This window comes from Phenylobacterium sp. T106, from assembly GCF_057219735.1.
Map to the genome: position 1 here is coordinate 16294 of NZ_JBXVWA010000015.1, position 20021 is coordinate 36314.

Here is a 20021-nt window from a genome sequence, read left to right on the forward strand (position 1 = left end):
GCGCTCAAGCTTCTGAACGGGTGCGACCCTGGGCGCGCGCGGCCGCCCGGCGCCGCAGCGCCGCGCCGACGCCGCCGAATCCGAGGATCATCAGCATCCACGTCCCCGGCTCGGGGATGGGGGTGGTCGGCGGCTCGACGGGCGGCGGGGTCGGCCCCGGGGGCACAATCGGCGGCAGCACGCCGTCCGGGAGCAGCGGAGGCTCGTCGACGTGGGGCGGGAACAGCGGCGGCGTTCCGGGCGGCCCGATGATCACCACGTCGTCCGTCCCGGGTTCGTCGGACGGAAGCCCCGGGAACCCGCCCTCGCCCGTCCCGCCCGGCGGACCTTCGGCGAGCAAGACCGGCGGGCCGCTCTCGCAGATGATGGTGGTAAGGAGCATGAAGGGCGCGTTCGCGATTTCGCGCTCGGCGACGACGTAGGGCGTCGGCGCCCGAACGGGCCGCGCGGCGGCGACATGGCGCGGCGCCGCGCGCCGGACGGTCGGCTTGCGGTGCGCGCGCGCGATCCGGCGCGGCTTCACCGGCCGGTGCGCGGTGGGCCGCCCCACGGCGACGGCCTTGCGCACCCGCGGGGCCGGCCTCGCGGCCGGCGGCGGGGTGGAGATCCGCATCATGTTCGCGCGCAGGCGGCCCGGCGTCGCCGCGGGAGATCCCATGGGGATCGACGACTGCCGCGAGAAACAGTCAGGCGCCGCCGCCTCGGCGCGACCGGGCGTCCACAGCAACGCTGCTCCAGCGCTCAAGGTTATCGCCCATAACATGCCACGGTACGCCATCGTGGCGTTAACAAGGGCGGCCGCGATGGCTCGTTCCCGCCTCTGGGCCGAAGATTATCTCAACTTCTTGGGATGAAACCCGCGCAATCGGGAGCGCGTTGTTGCACCCGCTTCAAGATGATCTTCCCAGAATGTCGGACAACCGACAGAAGGTCGGGCCCTACGGCGGGAATTCTTCGAAGGCCAGAGTTTTGCTTGCCCGCCGCGGGTCAGGCCGTGGTGGTCCAGCGCGTCAGGTCACGCTCGCGGGCCATCAGGGCGAGGCCCGCCGCGATCGACTCAAGCTCGGCCCCCGTCTCGATGCGATCTGCAGGAAAGCGGCGATGGAAGACGCTGCGCACGGCCGGCACGAGCGACGACCCCCCGGTCAGGAAGATGCGGTCGATGGCGTCGGCCGCCAGCCCCGCGTCCTCCAGCGCCGCATCGACAGCGCCTTCGATCAGGGCCATCTCGGGGGCGATCCAGCGCTCGAAGTCCGTCCGGGCCACGGGCTTGACGATCGAGATCGAGCCCGCCTCGAAGCGGAACACGTCGCCTTCGGCGGACGACAGGCTCTCCTTCAGCCGCGAGACCGACCGGTAGAGCTGGTAGCCATAGTTCTCGTCCAGGACCTCGATCAGCGCCGCGATCCGCTCGGGCTCGACCGCTTCCCGCGCCAGCGCGCGGATCTCGCGCATGTCGCGGCTGGCGCGCAGCAGGGCCAGCTGGTCCCAGCGGGCGAAGGCCGCGTAGTACTTGTAGGGGATCGGCAGGGTCTTGCCGAACGAGACGTAGTCGCCGCCCTTGCCCAGTTCCGGCGACACGAGGTGGTCGATGATCCGGTAGTCGAAGGCGTCGCCCGCCACGCCCACGCCGGCGCGGCCGAGCGGGATCGCCCGCATCTCGCCGCCGTGGCGTTCGAAGCGGATGATCGAGAAGTCGCTGGTGCCGCCGCCGAAGTCACCCACCAGCACGGTGGCGTCGTGGTCCAGCTCGCGCGCGAAGAAGAACGCCGCGCCCACCGGCTCGTAGGCGTAGCGCACCTCGCGCACGCCCATCCGGCGGAAGGCGGTCTCGTACCGGGAGAGCGCGAGCGCCTCGCTGGGATTGGCGCCGACGAACTTCACCGGCCGTCCGATGACCACCCGGTCCGGCAGCTCGCCCAGGCCGTCGCCGGCGTAGTCGCGGACCTTGAGCAGGAAGGTCGAGAGCAGGTCCTCGAAGCGGTAGCGCCGCCCCAGGATCTGGGTCTCGGTGAAGCTCTCCTGGGCGGCGAAGCTCTTGAAGCTCTGGATGAACCGGGTCTCGGCGGGATCCTCGACATAGGCCTCGATCGCCCAGGGCCCCGCCGCGATCTCCCGCTCCCCCGGCCGGTCCTCGGGCGCGTGGAAGCTGAGGCAGGAACGGAACGCGAAGAGCTCCCCCTCGGGCGCGGGGAAGGTCACCAGCCGCGCAGGCCCCTCGGCGCCGGCCAGAGCCAGCACCGTGTTGGTGGTCCCGAAGTCGATGCCGAGGCTGTACATGCGCCGCCCGCCGAAGGGCCGGCGGGCTTAGCAGAACGGCGGTGGGCGGGGAAGGAGTTGATTGCTGCTGCGGAACGAAAACGGTACGAACGAGGGTCTGAGGAGGCTCTCGATGGTCGCGTCGGAACAGAATCCTGTCGGCCACCAAGGTCGATGGTTGGTGGAGATCGACACATGGGACTGGGAGCTCTTCGTGGGGATGGCGCCTGAAGCCGTGCCCACGGAAGAAGGGCTTCAAGGCAGGCTATTGTGCACACGAGGTGTGAACATCACAGGCCGAGTCATTGCGCCTCGCGTTCACCAGGGTAAGCGAGTCGGCGTATGGCTCTCGCCATTTGGCAGCGAACGGCAGTTTGGCGCAGATGATCCAGTCGGCCACATCGTCGCTTACCCCGAGCCCCTCAATGGAAGGGATTTTGCAGCGTCATTGCTTCTTCCGAACGATGCGCTGCCGGGCGTTCTGACATGCCTTTCTACGGTCTGGAAGTTTGTCCATTTCTGGACGACCAATCCGTCGACAGAAGCCCAGGTAAGTGACTTCTGCTTTTCCAGAGCAATCCATGAAAACGTTCAAGCGTGGGTGGATGCGGAATAGGGTCACAGCCCCTAGCGGCCGCGAAGGCGAGCGCTGGTGTCCAGGGGCGGGAAGCCCACCTCCCCTTTGGACTTAATGCAGTAGGCGCGGCGCTCCGACGCCGAAGCACGGCAAACGGCGCGATCTTCGGGCTTCGGCTGGCGGCCACAGAGCTCTGAGTCAGACTCATACTGCCGATCGCACTGCTTCGGATGCTCCTTTCCGCCCCCTGGTCCAGGCGACGAAGGGATACCTCGGAAAGACGGAAGCGGCCCTATCGGCCACGGAAGCGGCCCAAATGGAGGCGGCAACGGCAGCGAAGATCGATCATGACAATTGATGCAATTCCATTCCGTCGCGCGAGGGCGTGTGTCTGGACCGCTGGCGGAAGCAGCGAGGGACCTCTTGGCGAAGCCGGCGATGCGTTCGCCTCGCCAGCGGTCGTCCGGACTGTCTGTCCATACAACTTCGGTTGCGTCTTCAGAGCCCAGTCGGCTCCGATGGACCATCGCGCCATTCGGCTCCGTGGCGGGACTGGCTCGCTGGAAGAAGCTGTCGTAAGCCCGCGCCGCCCTCTGTCGGCGCGCCTCTTCAATCTCTGCCGGTGAGCGCAGGTACCAGCGCCTGAGAGCCTCGCCCTCCAAGCGCGCAGGATTGACCTGACCAAAGGTCATGATTGTTCTCCAGGAAAGTGATGGGCCGCGCAGGCGCGCGGAAGCGCAGCGGCGGATGCGCCGACATTGGCAAACAGGGTGCGTCGCGGCTTGCTGCGGCCCTTGCCCGCTCACCAGCGGATAGCGCTACGCAGTGATCAACGCGCGAAGACTGTACGCACAGACCGCCAAAATGTCAAGAACAAATGAGGAACTGAATCGACCGAGGAGGCGCGCGGACAGATCAGCTGCCGCTTAGCCGGCCGCTCTACTCCCCCACCTCCATCAGCGGGCGGTCGTAGGCGCAGACGGTGGCCATCTGGAGGATCTTGGAGACCGAGGCGCCCAGCGGGCAGATCTGCACCGGGCGGTCGAGGCCCACCAGGATCGGGCCGATCACCTCGGCCCCGCCCAGGCACTTGATGAGCTGGGTCGAGATCGCGGCCGAGTGGATGGCCGGCATGATCAGGACGTTCGCGGGACCCGTCAGGCGCATGAACGGGTAGGCGCCGCGGCTTTCCGGCTCCAGCGCCAGCTCGGGGGGCATCTCGCCCTCGTACTCGAAGTCGAGGCCGTGCATCTCGTCCAGCATCCGCACGGCTTCGCGGACACGCTCGGACCGGTCTCCCATGGGATTGCCGAAGGTGGAGTAGCTCATGAACGCCACCCGCGGCTCGTAGCCCAGGGTCTTCACCGCGCGCGCCGCCTCGATGGCGATCTCCACCAGCTCCTCGGCCACGGGCATCTCGGTGACGTTGGTGTCGGCGATGAACAGGGTGCGGCCCTTGGCCATCACCACGCTCATGCCGATGATGCGGCCGTCGGGCGCTGGGTCGATGACGTGCAGCACCTCCTCCAGCGCCTGGTCGAAGTTGCGCGTGACCCCGGTGACCATCCCGTCGGCGTGGCCCAGCGCCACCATCGAGGCGGCGAAGGCGTTGCGGTCCTGGTTGATCAGCCGCTGGATGTCGCGCCGCAGGTAGCCCTCCCGCTGCAGGCGGCCGTAGAGGTGGTCCACCGCCGCCTCGTTCCACGACGAGACCCGGGCGTTCAGGATCTCCAGCCCCGCCTCGGCCGGGTCGATGCCCGCGGCCAGCATGTTCTCGTGGACCAACTCCTCGCGGCCGACCAGGACCGCCTTGCCCAGGCCCTGGGTCTGGAAGGCGTAGGCGGCGCGGATCACCGCCTGCTCCTCGCCCTCGGCGAAGACGATCTTCTTCTCCGGCGCGGACAGCACCGCGCCCTGCAGCTTCTGCGAGAAGGCCGCCGTGGGGTCCATGCGCTGCGCCAGGCTGGCGCGGTAGGCCTCCATGTCGGCGATCGGCCGGCGCGCCACCCCCGTGTCCATGGCCGCCTTGGCGACGAACGGCGGGATGTAGGACAGGAGCCGCGGGTCGAAGGGGGTGGGGATGATGTACTTCGGCCCGAACTTCAGCTGCACCCCGTGATAGGCGGCGATCACCTCGTCGGGCACGTCCTCGCGGGCGAGCTGCGCCAGGGCCCGGGCCGTGGCGATCTTCATCTCCATGTTGATCTGCCGCGCGCGCACGTCGAGCGCCCCGCGGAAGAGGTAGGGGAAGGCCAGCACGTTGTTGACCTGGTTCGGGTAGTCCGAGCGGCCGGTCGCCACGATGGCGTCCTCGCGCACCGCGTAGACCTCCTCGGGCAGGATCTCCGGGTCGGGGTTGGCCATGGCGAAGATGATCGGCATCGGCGCCATGGTCTTGATCAGTTCCTGGGTCAGCGTGCCCTTGGCCGAGACGCCGATGAAGACGTCGGCGCCCTTCAGCGCGTCGGCCAGCGTGCGCTTGTCGGTATCGACGGCGTGAGCCGACTTCCACTGGTTCATGTCGTCCGGGCGGCCGCGCCAGAGCACGCCCTTGCGGTCGACCGCCACGACGTTCTCGTGCTTCACGCCCATGGCCTTGATGAGGCCCAGGGTGGCGATGCCCGCCGCGCCGGGGCCGTTCAGCACGACCTTGACGTCCTCGAGCCGTCGTCCGGTGATCTCGCAGGCGTTGATCAGCCCGGCCGCGCAGATGATCGCGGTGCCGTGCTGGTCGTCGTGGAAGACCGGGATGTCCAGCAGCTCCTGCAGCTCGGTCTCGATGCGGAAGCAGTCGGGGCTCTTGATGTCCTCGAGGTTGATGCCGCCGAAGGTCACGCCGATGTTCTTCACCACCGTGATGATCTCGTCCGGGTCGGTGGTGGTCATCTCGATGTCGATGGCGTCAACGTCGGCGAAGCGCTTGAAGAGGACGCCCTTGCCCTCCATCACCGGCTTCGAGGCCAGAGCGCCGAGGTTGCCGAGGCCGAGGATCGCGGTGCCGTTCGAGATCACCGCCACCATGTTGCCCTTGGAGGTGTACTCGTAGGCGAGCTCGGGGTCCTTCGCGATGGCCAGGACGGGCACCGCAACGCCGGGGGAATAGGCCAGCGACAGGTCGCGCTGGGTGCCCATGGGCTTGGTGGCCCGCACGCCGATCTTCCCGGGCGTGGGATAGCGGTGGAAGCTCAGCGCCTCTTCGTCGGTGAAGGAGCGTTTCTCGACCTGATCCATGTATTCCCGCCCGTCCCCTCGGCGCGCCCCACGCGTGAAGCGGCCAACCTATAGAGGCCGCGCGGCCCGGACAACGATGGAACAATCCCCCGCGGCCGCCAGTTGAGGGCCTGCCGGGGAATGGGGGCCTCACAAGGGACTATTCTTATGAATCATCGTGTCGCTCTCGCCGCCGCCGCGGCGATCGCCCTCGCGGGCGCGCCCGCCTTCGCCCAAACGCCCGACACGGGCTCGGCGGCGGGCAGCACCCAGCCGAATGCGGCGACCCCCGCGACGCCGGCCACGCCGGCCCAGCCCGCGGAGCCGGGCGCGGGCCCTGCGACGCCCGCGGATCCGGCCACGCCGGCCATGCCTTCGACGGGCGCGGACAGCGCCGCGGCCGCGGGGACCAACGCCAGCGTCACGACCGGCATGTCGGTGGTCGACAACACCGGCCTCACGATCGGCCAGATCACCGAGGTGAAGACCGGCGCCGACGGCAAGCAGACCGCCACCATCAAGATGGGGGCCGACACCTTCGCCGTCGAAACCGCGAACCTCGCCGTGAAGGGCAAGACCGCCGCGGTCAACGCCACCCAGGCCGAGATCAAGCAGATGCTGAAGAAGTAGGCCTCACGGCCGACGACGCGAAAGGGCGGCCCTCGCGGGCCGCCCTTTTGTTTGCGCCCGGAACCGCGGGAGCGCACCCGCGGCCCTCCCGCGCCGTTTCGGATTGACCCGCCCGTGCGGCTCGCGAGAACTAGCGGGCCAACGCCGGAAGCGGAGCCACGTTCTTGTCCGACCCGATCAGGATCGCCATCGCCGGCGCGCTGGGCCGCATGGGGCAGGCGGTCGACAGGGCGGTGAGCGCCGACGCGGCCTTCGCCGTCGCCGCGCGCTTCGACCGGCCCGACGCGGACGCGCCCGGACTGGCGACGGTGGCCGACGCGCTCGCGGCCGCCGACGTGATCATCGACTTCACCCTGCCCGCGGCCTCGGTGGAGCTTGCCGGGCGGGCGGCCGAGGCGGGACGGCCCGCGCTCGTGATCGGGGCGACGGGCGCCTCGGACGCGCAGCGCGCGGCGATCGCGAAGGCCGCCCAGCGCGTTCCCATCGTCTTCGCCGGCAACTATTCGCTGGGGGTGAACCTGCTGATGGGGCTGGTGGCCCAGGCGGCGCGGGCCCTGCCGGCCGAGCAGTGGGACATCGAGGTCTTCGAGGCGCACCACCGGCACAAGGTGGATGCGCCCTCGGGCACCGCGCTGATGCTGGGCGAGGCGGCGGCCCAGGGCCGCGGCGTCGACCTGGCCCGCGTGCAGCGCCGCGCCCGCGACGGCATCACCGGCGTGCGGCCGGTCGGCGAGATCGGCTTCTCGGTGCTGCGCGGCGGCGGCATCGTGGGCGAGCACAGCGTCACCTTCGCGGCCGAGGAGGAGATCCTGACGCTGAGCCACTCGGGACGCGACCGCGGCCTGTTCGCCCGCGGCGCCGTGGCGGCGGCCCGCTGGGTGGTGGGCCAGCCGCCGGGCCTCTACGACATGCAGGACGTCCTGGGGATGAAGGGAGGCTGACGTGGCCGGCGACCTCCTCGACCGCGACGCGACCGAGCAGCTCACCTCCCTCGCCGCCCGGCGGGTTTCCGCGGTCGAACTGCTGAAGGCCGCGCTCGGCCGGCACGCCGAGACCCACGCCGCGCTCAACGCCGTCGTGGCCGCCGACCCCGAACGGGCGCTGGAGGCGGCGCGGGCGGTGGACGACGCCCGGGGGCGCGGCGAGCCGCTCGGGCTGCTGGCCGGGCTTCCCATGACCATCAAGGACACGCTGGATGTGGCGGGAATGGCCGCCTCGTCCGGCCTGGCGGAATACCGGCGCCGCATGACCGAGGACGCCGACACCGTCCACCACGCGCGCAACGCCGGGGCGGTGATCTGGGGCAAGACCAACGTGCCCGTCATGGCCGCTGACTGGCAGAGCACGAACCCCCTGTACGGCGCGACCAACAATCCCTGGGATCCCGCGCGAACGCCCGGCGGGTCCTCGGGCGGCGCGGCGGCGGCGCTGGCCGCGCGGGTCACGGCGCTCGAGATCGGCTCCGACATCGGCGGCTCCCTGCGGGTTCCCGCCAGCTTCTGCGGCGTGTTCAGCCACAAGCCCACCTGGGGCCTCGTCAGCCAGCGGGGCCACGTCCCGCCGCGGCCGGGGTCCTACGCCGAGCGGGACCTCAACGTGATCGGCCCCATGGCCCGTTCCGCCCGCGACCTGCGCCTGCTGCTGTCGGTCATCGAGGCCGGTCCGCTCGCCCCCAAGGCGCCGCCGGCCGATCTCTCCCAGACGCGGATCGGCCTGTGGCTCGACGACCCCATGTGCCCCCTCGACCCCCAGGTGCGCGCGGTGATCGAGGCCTTCGCGCAGGAACTGCGCGCCGCCGGCGCGGAGGTGGAGCCGATCGCCTGCCCGGTGGACATGAGGAGCCTGCTGTTCGCCTACCAGACCCTGCTGGGCGCGGTGCTCGGCGAGGACCTGCCGCCGCGGACGCTGCGCCAGATGGAGCGCGCCCGCGCGTTCGCCGGCCTGATGGGCGCAAGCGACGACCCGTTCTCGGCCGGCCACCTGGCGCGCGCCTACACCGCCCGGCACCGGGAATGGATGGCCGCCGACGCGGTCCGGGCGCGTCTCCGCTACGAGATCGGCGAGGCGTTCGAGCGCCGTGACGTGATCCTGGCGCCGATCGCCCCGGTTCCCGCCTTCCCCCACGACCGCAAGCCCTTCACGCGGCGGACGCTGGCCACGAGCGACGGCCGGTCCATCCCCTACAGCTCGATGCTCACCTGGATCGCCCTGCCCACCGCCCTGCACCTGCCGGCCACCGCTGTCCCGGCCGGGCGCACGCCGGGCGGGCTGCCCGTGGGCGCCCAGATCATCGGGCCGCGCGGCGGGGACGCCCGCACCCTCGCCATCGCCCAGGCCATCGACGAGAACATCCGCGGCTTCGAGCCGCCCCCGCCCTGAGCGCCTTCCGCCCGGCCGCCCAGCCCCTATCTTGGCTACCGATGCCCGCCAGCCCGCCCCTCCTCGTCCGCCCGCCCCTGCTCGTCCGGCAGGCCGTCGTCGGCCAGATCCGCAAGCTGGTCGGCGGCACGGGCGACGACAGCGTCGAGCGCAACCGCGCCGACACCGGCCTCTTCGGACCCGACAGCGCCTGCTGGAAGGTGCACGGCGACTTCACCAGCATGATGGTGGGCGGGATCGCGGCGCTGTTCCTGCAGATGCTGCACCCGGGGCCGCTGGCCGGGGTCTGGGACCACTCCAACTTCCGGCGCGACATGCGCGGCCGCCTGGGCCGCACCGCGCGCTTCATCGCCGGGACCACCTATGGCGACCGCGCCGAGGCCCAGGGCTACATCGACCGCGTGAAGCACATCCATGCCGGCGTGACCGGCGCGCTTCCCGACGGCCGGCCCTACGCCGCCGACGACCCCGAGCTGCTGACCTATGTGCACGTGGCCGAGGTGAGCGCGTTCCTGGCCGCCTACCTGCGCTACGTGGATCCGGATTTCCCGGACGCCGAGCAGGACCGCTACTACGGCGAGGTGGCCGAAGTCGCCCGGCGGCTGGGGGCGACCGACCCACCCACCACCCGCGAGGGGATCGCCGCCTACCTCGAGGCGGTCCGCCCGCACCTCCGCTACGATCAGCGCACGCGCGCGGTGGCCGCGGCGCTGCTCTCGCAGCCGCCGCCGAGCCCCGCCGCGGCGCCGGCCATGACGCTGGCCTTCGACGCCGCCAAGGACCTGCTGCCGGACTGGGCGGCCCGGATGCATGGCTTCCGGCTCTCGCCGGTGCGCCGGGCCACGACGCGGGCCGGCGTCCGGACGCTCGGCGCGGGGATGCGGTGGGCGCTGACCAACAGCGCCGAGGCCCGGGCCCGCCGTCGCGCCGCCGAGCTGACCGGCCCCGCGCCCGCCGTCGCCCCGGCTCAGGCCTGAGGGGGCGCCGGCCTCAGCGCGGCCAGGGCCGCACCCCCACGAAGCCGCCGTCGATCGGCAGCAGCACCCCGGTGACCCAGCGCGACTCGTCGCTCGCAAGGTAGGTCGCCGCGTAGGCCACGTCCCAGCCGGTGCCCTCGGTCTGCAGCGGGACCGCCCTGGCGCGGCGCTCGCGGGCCTCCTCGCCCATGCCCGCGACCAGGGGCGTGTAGACGGTGCCGACCACCAGGCAGTTCGACCGGACGCCCTCGGCCGCATGGTCGGCCGCCACCGAGAGGGTCAGGCCCTGCAGCCCGGCCTTGGTGGCGGCGTACGCCACGGCGCCCGGCGTCCCGGAAAGGCCGAGCAGGCCGGCCGTGGACGAGATGTTGACGATCGATCCGCCGTCGCCCGCCCGCATGCGCGGGATGCAGACCCGGCAGCACAGCATGGCCGAGGTGAGGTTCGTCTCCAGCAGGCGATGCCAGTCGTCGAGCGACACGGTGACCGTGTTGCCGCCTGCGCCGACGCCAACGTTGTTCACCAGGATGTCGAGCCGGCCGTAGCGGTCGGCCGCGAAGGAAGCCATGGCCTCGGTGTCGTCAGGGCGCGTGACGTCGGCGGCGAAGGCGCTGGCCTCGCCGCCCTCGGCGCGGATCGCGGCCTCCAGCGCCGCCGCCCGCTCGGCCGAGCGGTTCACCAGCACCACGCGGGCGCCCTCGCGCGCGAACAGCATGGCGGTGGCCGAGCCGTTGCCGTCGCCCTCGCCGCGCGCGGCCGCGCCCGTGACGACGGCGACCTTTCCCGAAAGCCGACCCATGACGCACCCCAAGCCGATACACCCGGCGCGCAGCCTATCGCCGGACGCGCGGGCGGGGAACGCAGGCCGGCGACGTCAGCGCCAGAGCTCGATCCAGACCGGCCCGTGGTCGCTCGAGCCTTCCTTGGCGCGGTGGTGGCGGTCCACGCCGGCGGCCTCGAGGCGCGGAGCCAGTGTCGGACTCAGCAGCAGGTGGTCGATCCGGAGGCCGGCGTCGCGCTGGAAGCTGTTCCGCCAGTACTTCCAGAAGGTGTAGACCCGCGCCTCGTCGCCGAACACGGCCCGCAGCGCGTCGGTCCAGCCGCGCTCGCGCAGCCAGGCGTAGGTGTCCTTCAGCGACGGCTGGAAGAGGGCGTCGTCGCGCCAGCGTTCGGGGACATAGACGTCCAGGTCGGTGGGCATGATGTTGTAGTCGCCCACCAGCGCCACGGGCTGCCCGGTGTCCAGCAGCCAGTCGGCGTGGGCCATGAAGCGCGCGTACCAGGCCTCCTTGGCGGCGTACTTGGCGCTGCCGACCGGGTTGCCGTTGGGCGCGTAGAGGCATCCGACCAGCACGCCCTTGACCGCGGCCTCGATGTAGCGGGCCTGCGCCCCGGCCTCGTCGCCGGGCAGGCCGCGCCGCGTCTCGATCGGGGTCACGCCTCGCGCCAGGATCGCCACGCCGTTCCAGCTCTTCTGCCCGTGCCAGACGGCGCCGTAGCCCGCCTTCTCGAACGCCGCCGCGGGGAACCTGTCGTCCGTCGTCTTCAGCTCCTGCAGGCAGGCGACGTCGGGCCGCGTGTCGGCGAGCCAGGCGAGCACATGCTCCAGCCGCCCGTTCACCCCGTTGACGTTGTAGGTCGCGATCCGCATGGCGGCCGAAGGCGCGGCCGCGGCGCGAGGTTCCGTTCGGCGGCTCAACGGCCGCCTGTGGACCCGAAGCCGCCGGCGCCCCGGGCGGTGTCGTCCAGGCGCTCGACCTCGGCCCAGCGCGCCTGCGTCACCGGCGCCACGACCAGCTGGGCGATGCGGTCGCCCCGGCGGATCGTGAAGTCCTCGGCGCCGAGGTTGATGAGGATCACCTTCACTTCGCCCCGATAGTCGGCGTCGATGGTGCCGGGCGTGTTGAGGCAGGTGACGCCGTTCTTGAGCGCCAGGCCGGAGCGCGGACGGACCTGTCCCTCGAAGCCGTCGGGCAGGGCGAACGCCAGGCCCGTCGGCACCGCCTGGCGGTCGCCCGGCCGCAGGATCAGGGGCTCGTCGTGCGGCACCGCGGCGCGCAGGTCCATGCCGGCGGCCTGGGCGGTCTCGTAGGCCGGCAGCGGCAGGTCGGCGTTGTGCGGCAGGCGGGTGATCGGGACGGTGGGGCCGGACACGGGCTAGAACTCCTCGGCGATGCGGGCGGCGAGCCGGCGGGCGACCTCGCCCTTGGGCATCCGGTCCCATCGCTCGATTCCGCCGGCCGAGACGATGGCCACCGCGTTCTCGTCGCCGCCCATGGTCCCCTCGACCGCGACGTCGTTGGCGACGATCCAGTCGCAGCCCTTCTTCGCCAGCTTGGCCTGAGCGTTGGCCTCGACGTCGTTGGTCTCGGCCGCGAAGCCGACGACCAGCCGGGGCCGCGCCGCCGCCCGGGACAGCGTGGCCAGGATGTCCGGGTTCTCCACCAGGGCGATGGGCGGCGGCCCCTCCGGCCCCTTCTTGATCTTGCGGTCGCCCGCGTTCTGCGGCCGCCAGTCGGCCACCGCGGCCACGCAGACGGCGATGTCGGCGGGCAGCGCCGCCTCGCAGGCCGCCAGCATCTGCCGCGCCGTCTCCACGTCTACGCGGGTGACGCCGGCCGGCGCGGGCAGCGCCGTGGGGCCGCTCACCAGCGTGACGTCGCAGCCCAGGGCGGCCAGGGCCGAGGCGATGGCGTAGCCCTGCTTGCCCGACGAGCGGTTGGTGATCAGGCGCACCGGGTCGATCGGCTCGGCGGTGGGGCCGGCGGTGACGATGGCCCGCCGTCCGGCGAGCGGGCGCGCCGCGGCGCCGGCCAGCGCCGCCTGGACGGCCGCCAGGATCGCCGGCGGCTCGGCCATCCGGCCGGGGCCGTACTCGCCGCAGGCCATGGCGCCCTCGTCGGGCCCCACGAACAGCACGCCGTCGGCCTTCAGCCGCTCAAGGTTCCGCCGCGTGGCGGGATGGTCCCACATCCGCACGTTCATGGCCGGGGCCATCAGCACGGGCTTGTCGGTGGCCAGGAGCGTCGTGGAGGCCAGGTCGCCCGCCAGGCCGCTGGCCGCCTTGGCCATCAGGTCCGCGGTGGCCGGGGCCACCACCACCAGGTCGGCCGAGCGCGACAGCTCGATGTGGCCCATCTCGGCCTCGTCGGTGAGGCTGAAGAGCTCGCTGTAGACCTTGTCCTCGGCCAGCGCCGAGAGGCTGAGCGGCGTCACGAATTCCGCGCCGGCCTTGGTCAGGATTGGCCGCACGGCCACCCCCGCCTTGCGCAGGAGCCGCGTGAGCTCCAGCGCCTTGTAGGCCGCGATCCCGCCGCCGACGATCAGGAGAACCCGTCTTTCACTCACAGGCGCCGCCCCGCTTCAGAGGGCCCCGATGTAGGTCATTGGCGGGGACTCGACAAACACCCTGGCTTGTGTTCTAGGTTTGTTCCGGCACAGCTTGAGGCTGGAGAAAACGATGTCGGCAATCAGGACGTTTCTGCTCGCGGCCGTGGCCGCCGTGGCGATCAGCGGCTGCGACAATGGCCCGTCGGCCGTGGCGCAGAAGGATGGGGACCGGGCGGCGCCGGCCGGGGACAGGCGGGACGAGCTCGCCTCGGAGACGTCGGCGCGGGGCCAGGGCGGCGACGACAGGTCCGGCGTCGATCATCGCGACGACCCCGTGAAGCTCGTCGACGGCAAGCCGATGTGGTCGGCCAGCCGGCGCTATTCCGCCGAGGAGAACGCCCGCCGCGCCTTCGCCCGCAACGGCGAGGCGTTCGGCGCCGACAGCCTCCAGGCCTTCGTGGAGAAGGCCCACGCCTTCGTCTCGGACCCGCCGAAGGGCACGCAGACGCTGAAGCGCCGCAACGGCGACACCCTGTTCTACGACGCGAAGAGCAACACCTTCGCCGTCGCCAGCAAGGACGGGGCGCCGCGGACGATGTTCCACCCCGACGACGGCCCGGCCTACTGGGCCGAGCAGAAGACGCGCGAGGCGCGGCGCAGCCAGTCCGCCCGCCGCAGTCGCGAGGACGACGACGCGTAGACCCGTCCGCGTCCTGGGATCAGGCGAGCAGCCAGCCGGCGACGAACGCGAGGCCCGACGCGAGCGCGCCCAGCGCGAACCAGAGCAGCGGACGGCCCGGCGTCGGGGGTTCGATCACCGCCACGGGCGCGGGCTCCGCCAGCCGGGCGATGTTGCGGATCGCGGCCTCGGCCTCGCCCGCCAGCTGCCTCACGCGGCTGACCGGCGACAGCTCCCGGGCGATCCAGCGGCGGACCACCGGCTCGGCGGCGGCCCAGATGTTGTGGTCGGGATCGATGCGCCGGGCCACGCCCTCTACGGTCACCATGGTCTTCTGCAGAAGCACCAGCTCCGGCCGCAGGTGCATGTCGTAGAGGGCGGTGATCTCGAACAGCTGGGTCAGCACCCGGCTCATGGCCACCGCGTCGGCCGTGCGGCCGAACACCGGCTCGCCCACCGCCCGCAGCGCCTGGGCGAAGGCCTCGACGCTGTGCCGCGCCGGCACGTAGCCGGCGTCGAAGTGGACCTGCGCCACGCGGCGGTAGTCGCGGTTCAGGAAGCCCCAGAGGATCTCGGCCAGGTACCGCCGCTCGGGCGCGCCCAGCCGGCCGATGATCCCGAAATCCACGGCGAACAGGCGCGCCGGCGCCGCGCAGAAGAGGTTGCCCTCGTGCAGGTCGGCGTGGAAGACGCCGTGGTCCAGCGCCTGGGCCAGGAAGGCGCGGGTGAGATTGTCGGCCAGCGTCTTGCGGTCGAGACCCGGCTGCTCCAGCGCCGCGTCGTCCGAGAGCGGAAGCCCCTCGGCCCAGGCCATGGTCAGCACGCGCTTGCCCACCCCGTCCCAGACGACGCGGGGGGCCGACATGTAGCCGTCCTTCTCCATCACCTCGCTGAGCTCGTCGGCCCCCGCCGCCTCCAGGCGCAGGTCCAGCTCCAGCTCGGTGGCGCGGATGACCGTGGCGGCGAACTTGCGCGGCTCCAGCCGGCGGACCGGCGGCGCCCAGCGCTCCATCAGCCGCGCGGCCAGGGCGAGCACGGCGGAATCCGCGGCCACCCGCCGCTCGATCCCCGGGCGGAGCACCTTCACGGCCACCCGCCGCCCGTCGCGGAGCGCCGCCTCGTGCGCCTGGGCCAGCGACGCCGCCGCCACCGGCTCGCCGAACGTGTCGTAGAGCGCCGAGAGAGGCCGCCCGAGGTCGGCCTCCACCGCCGCCCGCGCCTGCGCCGTGGGGAACGGCGCCAGCCGGTCCTTCAGGTGGCCCAGGTCCTCGGCGAAGACGCGGCCGAAGATGTCCGCCCGCGTGGACAGGAACTGCCCGAGCTTGATCGCCACCGGCCCCAGCGGCTCCAGCGACCGCGCCAGCCGCTCGCCCGGCCGGCCCTCGCGCCGCGTCGCGAAGACCCTGAGCGTCCGGGCGAGGGTCCGCGCGCCCGCGGAATAGTAGGCGTCGAGCTCGCGCGGCAGCAGCGCGTCGTTGCGGAGCAGCGTCCAGCCGGCCCCGAGCAGCCGCAGGTAGGCGCCGAGCGAAGCCATGCGCCGCTCAGACGGCCCGCGCGGTGTGCAGCGCCGCCACGCCGCCCGAGTAGTTGGTCCAGCCCACCTGGCCGAAGCCCGCCGCGGCGATCATGCCCGCGAACGTCTTCTGGTCGGGGAACCGGCGGATCGACTCCACGAGGTACTGGTAGCTCTCGCGGTCGTTGGCCACCCGCGCCCCGATCTCGGGGATCACCTTGAACGAATAGGCGTCGTAGGCCGCGCGCAGCGCCTCGGTCACCGGCCGCGAGAACTCCAGGCAGAGGAAGCGGCCGCCCGGCTTCAGCACGCGGCGCGCCTCGCGCAGGGCCGCGGGGATGTCGGTGACGTTGCGAATGCCGAAGCTGATGACGTAGGCGTCGGCGCATCCGTCCGGCAGGGGGAGCCGCTGGGCGTCGCCCACGGCCCACGAGATCTCGGGGACTATGCCCCGCTCGATCCCGGCGGCGATCATCTCGGCGTTGTAGTCGATCACGAAGACCTGGGCGTCCGCGCCCCCGCGGCGCTCCTGCGCGCGCCGCGCCATCCGGGCGAACCGCCGCGCCATGTCGCCGGTGCCGCCCGCGCAGTCGACGATGAGCTCGCCGGGCTGCGGGTTCAGGCGCGCCGCGACGGCGTCCTTCCAGAGCCGGTGCACGCCCGCGCTCATCAGGTCGTTCATCAGGTCGTAGCGCCGCGCGACGCGGTCGAACACGCCGCGCACCAGGCCCGGCTTCTCGGCGGCGTCCACGTCGCGGAAGCCGAAGGTGGCGGAAGGTCCCGTCATGGGCGCCCTTCTAGCCTCCCGGGGTCCGACCGCAAAGGCGAACCGCCCCGCCGGCGCATGTTGGGCCCTTGGCGCATGCGCGGCGGCATGCCAAGCCGGAGGCATGCCCGAACTTCCGGAAGTCGAGACGGTCCGCGGCGGACTCGCGCCGGTCCTGGAGGGCCGTCGCCTGGCGCGCGTCGAAGCCCGCCGGCCCGACCTGCGCTTCCCCCTGCCGCCCGGCTTCGTGCAGGTCCTCACCGGCGCGACCGTCCTCAGGCTGGAGCGGCGCGCCAAGTACCTGCTGGCCCGCCTCGACCGCGAGGACACGCTCGTCATGCACCTGGGCATGAGCGGCCGCTTCGAGATCGCCCGGCCCGAGGGCGAGAGCCGGCCCGGGCGCTTCCACTACGCGCCGGACCCGGATCCCAAGCACGCGCACATCGTCTTCGAGACCGACGCCGGCGTGCGGGTGACCTACTACGACCCCCGCCGCTTCGGTTACATGGCGCTGGTCAACAGCTCGACCCTGGAGCTTCACCCTTGGTTCGCGGGCCTCGGGCCGGAGCCGCTGTCGGACGCCTTCGACGCCGCCCACCTGAAGGCCGCCTTCCAGGGCCGCCGCCAGGGGCCCAAGACCCTGCTCCTCGACCAGCGGATCGTCGCGGGCCTGGGCAACATCTACGTCTGCGAGGCGCTGAACCGGGCGCGGATCTCGCCTTTCCGCCCCGCCGGCCGCATCTCGGCCGCGCGGCTGGGCGTGCTGGTCCCGCAGATCAAGGCGGTGCTGTCCGAGGCCATCGCGGCCGGCGGCTCCACGCTGCGCGACTTCGCCCAGGCCGACGGCGCCCTCGGCTACTTCCAGCACAGCTTCCGCACCTACGACCGCGAGGGCCAGCCCTGCCGCAACGAGGGCTGCGGCGGGATCATCGCCCGCCGGGTGCAGGCCGGCCGCTCGACCTTCTATTGCCCGGCCTGCCAGCGATGAAGGCCGTCGCCGCCGCGCTCGCGGCCGCGCTCGCCGTCGCCGCGCCGGCCGCCGCCAGGCCGCCCCTCTGGACGGTGAAGGACGCCGACTCCGAGCTGGTGATCTTCGGCTCCATCCACGTCCTGCCGCCCGGCCTGGACTGGCGGCCGCCTGGCCTCGACGCCGCGCTCGCCCGCGCCGACGACGTCTGGTTCGAGCTGCCGGTGGACGCCGCGACGCAGCAGGAGTCGGCGCGGATCGCCGCGGAGTCGGGCGTCCTGCCGCTGGGACAGTCGCTCTTCCGCCAGCTTCCGCCCGCGGACGCCCGGCGGCTGATGAAGGTCGCCGCCGCCTATGGCGTCGATCCGCTCACGCTCGATCGGCTCGAGCCCTGGTTCGCCGAGGTCGCGCTGGCGGCCGCCGCCTACCGCAAGGCCGGCGCGACCAGCGAGTCCGGGGTGGAGGCGGCGGTCGGCGCCGCCGTCCCCGCGGGCGCACGGCGCCGGGCCCTGGAGACGCCGGCGCAGCAGATCGCCCTCCTGGACGGCGCGCCCGCGGCCGACCAACTCGCCGCGCTGCGGTGGACGCTGAAGGCGATGGAGCGCGACCCGCAGGCCTTCGCGGCCCTGGTGCGCGCGTGGATGGCGGGCGACGTCCGCGCGCTCGACGCCCGGGCGCTCCAGCCGCTGCGCCGCACCTCGCCCGAGCTCTTCCGGCGACTGGTCGCCGACCGCAACGCCGACTGGGCGCGGCAGCTGGACGCGCGGCTGAGGGGCTCGGGCCGCACCGTCGTGGTGGTGGGCGTGGGCCACCTCGTCGGGCCCGAGGGCGTGCCGGCCCGCCTGCGCGCGCTTGGCTATTCCGTCACGGGGCCGTAAGTCGGCTCGCGAACCATCGGGAGCGGACATGGCCTACGAGACCCTCATCGTCGAAACCCCGAGCGCGGGCGTCACGCTGATCCGCCTCAACCGGCCGCAGGCGCTGAACGCGCTCAACAGCGAACTGCTCGCCGAGCTGTCCCACGCCCTGGACGAAGCCGAGGCGGACAACGACGTGCGCTGCGTGGTGCTGACCGGCTCGGACCGCGCCTTCGCCGCCGGCGCCGACATCAAGGAGATGTCCGACAAGTCCTACGCCGAGATGTTCCAGTCGAACTTCTTCGGCGCCGCCGGGCAGCGGCTGGAGCGGTTCCGAAAGCCGATCATCGCCGCCGTCGCCGGGTTCGCCCTGGGCGGCGGCTGCGAGCTGGCGATGCTGTGCGACATCATCATCGCCGCCGACACCGCGAAGTTCGGCCAGCCCGAGATCAACCTGGGCGTCATGCCCGGCATCGGCGGCACGCAGCGCCTGCCGCGTGCGGTCGGCAAGGCCAAGGCGATGGACATGGTCCTGACCGCCCGGATGATGGACGCCGCCGAGGCCGAGCGCGCCGGGCTCGTCAGCCGCGTGGTGCCGGCCGACAAGCTGATCGAGGAGGCGCTCGGCGCGGCCGCCAGGATCGCCGGGCAGTCGATGCTGGCCGTGATGATGAACAAGGAGCTGGTCAACGCGGCGTTCGAGACGACGCTGTCCACCGGCGTGACGATGGAGCGGCGGCTGTTCCACTCGCTCTTCGCCTTCGAGGACCAGAAGGAGGGGATGGCCGCGTTCATCGACAAGCGGAAGCCGGACTTCAAGGGTCGCTGAGATGGCGCAGGACTGGCGGGTCTTCCGGGACGAGAACGCGGCGCGGCTGGAACGCCAGACCGGGCAGGACGTCGCCGCCTGGAACGCCCGCATCGCCGCCGCGGCCCTGGCCGACGTCGACGCCCTGCGCGCCTGGCTGAAGGCCCAGGGCGTCACCGGCTACTCCGCGCAGCTGCTGCGCTGGGAAACCTTCGGCTACCCCGACTTCATGACGGCCAGCGCCGACGAGCTGGTCGACGCCCAGTTCGCCGACCGCCCCGCCCTGCGGCCCGTCTACGATGCGGTGATCGCCGCCGCCCTGGCGCTCGGCGACGTCACCGTCCAGACCCGCAAGACCTATGTCTCGCTCGTCGGCCCGCGCCGCACCTTCGCGCGGGTGCAGCCGACGACCAGGACCCGCCTGGACGTGGGGCTGCGGCTGGACGCCGCGCCGGCCGCGGGACTGAGGCCCAACCGCATCCACGAGAGCATGCCCGTGGGCCTCGCGCTGGCGCGTCCGGAGGACCTGGACGCCCAGGCGCTGGACTGGCTCCGGAAGGCCTATGACGCGAACGCCTGACGCCGGCGATCATCCGCGCCCGCACGCATTGACCGGCGGGCGCCGTTTCAGTATATCCGCGCCTCCCATTTCGCCCGCCGGCCCACCGGCGGGCCCGACCGTTTGAAGAAGAGTTCCGAATGGCCAATACGCCCGGCGCCAAGAAGGCGGTCCGCAAGATCGCCCGCCGCACCGAAGTGAACACCGCCCGCCGCTCGCGCGTGCGCACCTTCCTGCGCAAGTTCGAAGAGGCCGTGGCCTCGGGCGACGCCGGCGCCGCCAAGGCCGCGTTCGTGGAGGCCCAGTCCGAGCTGATGCGGGCCGTCTCCAAGGGCGTGGTCCACAAGAACACCGGCTCGCGGAAAGTGTCCCGCCTGGCCGCCCGGCTGAAGAAGATGTCGGCGGCCTGAGGCGGCGGCGGGGACCCTCGGGTTTCCCCTCTTATCCCCTAGGATTTCTGATGCGGCGCCCCGTTCCGGGGCGCTCATTTTTTGTGCTCGAAATGGGCCC

Annotated in this window: 21 protein-coding genes; 12 read left to right on the plus strand and 9 right to left on the minus strand. The window is 72.2% G+C overall.

Features of this window, described 5'->3' with window-relative positions; translation table 11 throughout:
• Positions 1-4: 4 nt before the first annotated feature.
• Positions 5-658 (minus strand): PEPxxWA-CTERM sorting domain-containing protein, encoded by a 654-nt coding sequence (locus tag AC2D8W_RS21655; protein ID WP_484673275.1) that lies wholly within the window; start codon positions 656-658, stop codon positions 5-7.
• Here AC2D8W_RS21655 and AC2D8W_RS21660 point away from each other — a divergent pair.
• On the plus strand, positions 657-854 hold the full coding sequence (locus AC2D8W_RS21660; protein WP_484673276.1) for a hypothetical protein: 198 nt from the start codon (positions 657-659) through the stop codon (positions 852-854). The two genes, AC2D8W_RS21655 and AC2D8W_RS21660, sit on opposite strands and share 2 nt — an antisense overlap.
• A 133-nt stretch (positions 855-987) precedes the next feature.
• On the opposite strand, the gene AC2D8W_RS21665 is transcribed toward AC2D8W_RS21660, so the two are convergent.
• A complete protein-coding gene (locus tag AC2D8W_RS21665; RefSeq protein ID WP_484673277.1) occupies positions 988-2280 on the minus strand; it encodes an Hsp70 family protein in 1293 nt (430 codons plus the stop codon).
• Positions 2281-2341: 61 nt separating this feature from the next.
• Here AC2D8W_RS21665 and AC2D8W_RS21670 point away from each other — a divergent pair, with 61 nt between their 5' ends.
• Positions 2342-2875 carry a hypothetical protein gene (locus AC2D8W_RS21670; protein ID WP_484673278.1) on the plus strand — a complete coding sequence of 178 codons (534 nt, stop codon included), beginning with the start codon at positions 2342-2344 and terminating at the stop codon, positions 2873-2875.
• A gap of 900 nt (positions 2876-3775) precedes the next feature.
• On the opposite strand, the gene AC2D8W_RS21675 is transcribed toward AC2D8W_RS21670, so the two are convergent.
• Positions 3776-6067: an NADP-dependent malic enzyme gene (locus AC2D8W_RS21675; protein ID WP_484673279.1), complete on the minus strand. Its 2292-nt coding sequence runs from the start codon at positions 6065-6067 to the stop codon at positions 3776-3778.
• A gap of 147 nt (positions 6068-6214) precedes the next feature.
• On the opposite strand from AC2D8W_RS21675, the gene AC2D8W_RS21680 reads away from it, so the two are divergent.
• The 4 genes from AC2D8W_RS21680 to AC2D8W_RS21695 all read left to right on the plus strand — a co-directional run bounded on the left by AC2D8W_RS21680 (position 6215) and on the right by AC2D8W_RS21695 (position 10032).
• Positions 6215-6676: a hypothetical protein gene (locus AC2D8W_RS21680; RefSeq protein ID WP_484673280.1), complete on the plus strand. Its 462-nt coding sequence runs from the start codon at positions 6215-6217 to the stop codon at positions 6674-6676.
• Between the two features lie 164 nt (positions 6677-6840).
• A complete protein-coding gene (dapB, locus tag AC2D8W_RS21685) occupies positions 6841-7617 on the plus strand; it encodes a 4-hydroxy-tetrahydrodipicolinate reductase (RefSeq protein ID WP_484673281.1) in 777 nt (258 codons plus the stop codon).
• A gap of 1 nt (position 7618) precedes the next feature.
• Positions 7619-9055 carry an amidase family protein gene (locus AC2D8W_RS21690; RefSeq protein WP_484673282.1) on the plus strand — a complete coding sequence of 479 codons (1437 nt, stop codon included), beginning with the start codon at positions 7619-7621 and terminating at the stop codon, positions 9053-9055.
• 41 nt (positions 9056-9096) lie between these two features.
• On the plus strand, positions 9097-10032 hold the full coding sequence (locus AC2D8W_RS21695; RefSeq protein WP_484673283.1) for an oxygenase MpaB family protein: 936 nt from the start codon (positions 9097-9099) through the stop codon (positions 10030-10032).
• Between the two features lie 13 nt (positions 10033-10045).
• On the opposite strand, the gene AC2D8W_RS21700 is transcribed toward AC2D8W_RS21695, so the two are convergent.
• The 4 genes from AC2D8W_RS21700 to coaBC form a co-directional block, all read right to left on the minus strand.
• Positions 10046-10831 carry an SDR family NAD(P)-dependent oxidoreductase gene (locus tag AC2D8W_RS21700; protein ID WP_484673284.1) on the minus strand — a complete coding sequence of 262 codons (786 nt, stop codon included), beginning with the start codon at positions 10829-10831 and terminating at the stop codon, positions 10046-10048.
• Between the two features lie 75 nt (positions 10832-10906).
• Complete coding sequence (gene xth / locus AC2D8W_RS21705; protein WP_484673285.1) at positions 10907-11683, minus strand: exodeoxyribonuclease III; 777 nt, start codon at positions 11681-11683, stop codon at positions 10907-10909.
• Between the two features lie 44 nt (positions 11684-11727).
• Complete coding sequence (gene dut / locus AC2D8W_RS21710) at positions 11728-12186, minus strand: dUTP diphosphatase (RefSeq protein WP_484673286.1); 459 nt, start codon at positions 12184-12186, stop codon at positions 11728-11730.
• Between the two features lie 3 nt (positions 12187-12189).
• Complete coding sequence (gene coaBC / locus AC2D8W_RS21715) at positions 12190-13380, minus strand: bifunctional phosphopantothenoylcysteine decarboxylase/phosphopantothenate--cysteine ligase CoaBC (RefSeq protein ID WP_484673287.1); 1191 nt, start codon at positions 13378-13380, stop codon at positions 12190-12192.
• Positions 13381-13492: 112 nt separating this feature from the next.
• Here coaBC and AC2D8W_RS21720 point away from each other — a divergent pair, with 112 nt between their 5' ends.
• Positions 13493-14062, plus strand: coding sequence for a hypothetical protein (locus AC2D8W_RS21720; protein WP_484673288.1), 570 nt, complete (start codon positions 13493-13495; stop codon positions 14060-14062).
• Between the two features lie 19 nt (positions 14063-14081).
• Here AC2D8W_RS21720 and ubiB read toward each other — a convergent pair whose 3' ends face one another.
• Together ubiB and AC2D8W_RS21730 are read right to left on the minus strand one after the other, a co-directional pair.
• Positions 14082-15575 (minus strand): 2-polyprenylphenol 6-hydroxylase, encoded by a 1494-nt coding sequence (ubiB, locus tag AC2D8W_RS21725; protein WP_484673289.1) that lies wholly within the window; start codon positions 15573-15575, stop codon positions 14082-14084.
• A gap of 7 nt (positions 15576-15582) precedes the next feature.
• Positions 15583-16341, minus strand: a complete 759-nt coding sequence (locus AC2D8W_RS21730) for a class I SAM-dependent methyltransferase (RefSeq protein WP_484673290.1) — start codon at positions 16339-16341, stop codon at positions 15583-15585.
• A gap of 103 nt (positions 16342-16444) precedes the next feature.
• On the opposite strand from AC2D8W_RS21730, the gene mutM reads away from it, so the two are divergent.
• The 5 genes from mutM (at position 16445) to rpsT (ending at position 19921) form a co-directional block, all read left to right on the plus strand.
• A complete protein-coding gene (gene mutM / locus AC2D8W_RS21735) occupies positions 16445-17308 on the plus strand; it encodes a bifunctional DNA-formamidopyrimidine glycosylase/DNA-(apurinic or apyrimidinic site) lyase (protein WP_484673291.1) in 864 nt (287 codons plus the stop codon).
• Positions 17305-18165 (plus strand): TraB/GumN family protein, encoded by an 861-nt coding sequence (locus tag AC2D8W_RS21740; RefSeq protein WP_484673292.1) that lies wholly within the window; start codon positions 17305-17307, stop codon positions 18163-18165. Before mutM ends, AC2D8W_RS21740 begins: the two co-directional genes overlap by 4 nt.
• Positions 18166-18193: 28 nt before the next feature.
• The gene (locus AC2D8W_RS21745) at positions 18194-18973 is read left to right on the plus strand and encodes an enoyl-CoA hydratase (RefSeq protein WP_484673293.1); all 780 of its coding nucleotides are present in this window, start codon (positions 18194-18196) and stop codon (positions 18971-18973) included.
• A gap of 1 nt (position 18974) precedes the next feature.
• Positions 18975-19532 (plus strand): DUF5655 domain-containing protein, encoded by a 558-nt coding sequence (locus AC2D8W_RS21750; protein ID WP_484673294.1) that lies wholly within the window; start codon positions 18975-18977, stop codon positions 19530-19532.
• Between the two features lie 119 nt (positions 19533-19651).
• Positions 19652-19921: a 30S ribosomal protein S20 gene (rpsT, locus tag AC2D8W_RS21755; protein WP_293479057.1), complete on the plus strand. Its 270-nt coding sequence runs from the start codon at positions 19652-19654 to the stop codon at positions 19919-19921.
• Positions 19922-20021 lie beyond the last annotated feature (100 nt).

Coding starts and splice junctions, on each gene's coding strand:
- AC2D8W_RS21660 (WP_484673276.1), top strand. CDS start 657: ATGGGGATCGACGACTGCCGCGAGAAACAGTCAGGCGCCGCCGCCTCG.
- AC2D8W_RS21655 (WP_484673275.1), bottom strand. CDS start 658: ATGGGATCTCCCGCGGCGACGCCGGGCCGCCTGCGCGCGAACATGATG.
- AC2D8W_RS21665 (WP_484673277.1), bottom strand. CDS start 2,280: ATGTACAGCCTCGGCATCGACTTCGGGACCACCAACACGGTGCTGGCT.
- AC2D8W_RS21675 (WP_484673279.1), bottom strand. CDS start 6,067: ATGGATCAGGTCGAGAAACGCTCCTTCACCGACGAAGAGGCGCTGAGC.
- AC2D8W_RS21680 (WP_484673280.1), top strand. CDS start 6,215: ATGAATCATCGTGTCGCTCTCGCCGCCGCCGCGGCGATCGCCCTCGCG.
- AC2D8W_RS21695 (WP_484673283.1), top strand. CDS start 9,097: ATGCCCGCCAGCCCGCCCCTCCTCGTCCGCCCGCCCCTGCTCGTCCGG.
- AC2D8W_RS21700 (WP_484673284.1), bottom strand. CDS start 10,831: ATGGGTCGGCTTTCGGGAAAGGTCGCCGTCGTCACGGGCGCGGCCGCG.
- xth (WP_484673285.1), bottom strand. CDS start 11,683: ATGCGGATCGCGACCTACAACGTCAACGGGGTGAACGGGCGGCTGGAG.
- AC2D8W_RS21720 (WP_484673288.1), top strand. CDS start 13,493: ATGTCGGCAATCAGGACGTTTCTGCTCGCGGCCGTGGCCGCCGTGGCG.
- ubiB (WP_484673289.1), bottom strand. CDS start 15,575: ATGGCTTCGCTCGGCGCCTACCTGCGGCTGCTCGGGGCCGGCTGGACG.
- AC2D8W_RS21730 (WP_484673290.1), bottom strand. CDS start 16,341: ATGACGGGACCTTCCGCCACCTTCGGCTTCCGCGACGTGGACGCCGCC.
- mutM (WP_484673291.1), top strand. CDS start 16,445: ATGCCCGAACTTCCGGAAGTCGAGACGGTCCGCGGCGGACTCGCGCCG.
- AC2D8W_RS21740 (WP_484673292.1), top strand. CDS start 17,305: ATGAAGGCCGTCGCCGCCGCGCTCGCGGCCGCGCTCGCCGTCGCCGCG.
- AC2D8W_RS21745 (WP_484673293.1), top strand. CDS start 18,194: ATGGCCTACGAGACCCTCATCGTCGAAACCCCGAGCGCGGGCGTCACG.
- AC2D8W_RS21750 (WP_484673294.1), top strand. CDS start 18,975: ATGGCGCAGGACTGGCGGGTCTTCCGGGACGAGAACGCGGCGCGGCTG.
- rpsT (WP_293479057.1), top strand. CDS start 19,652: ATGGCCAATACGCCCGGCGCCAAGAAGGCGGTCCGCAAGATCGCCCGC.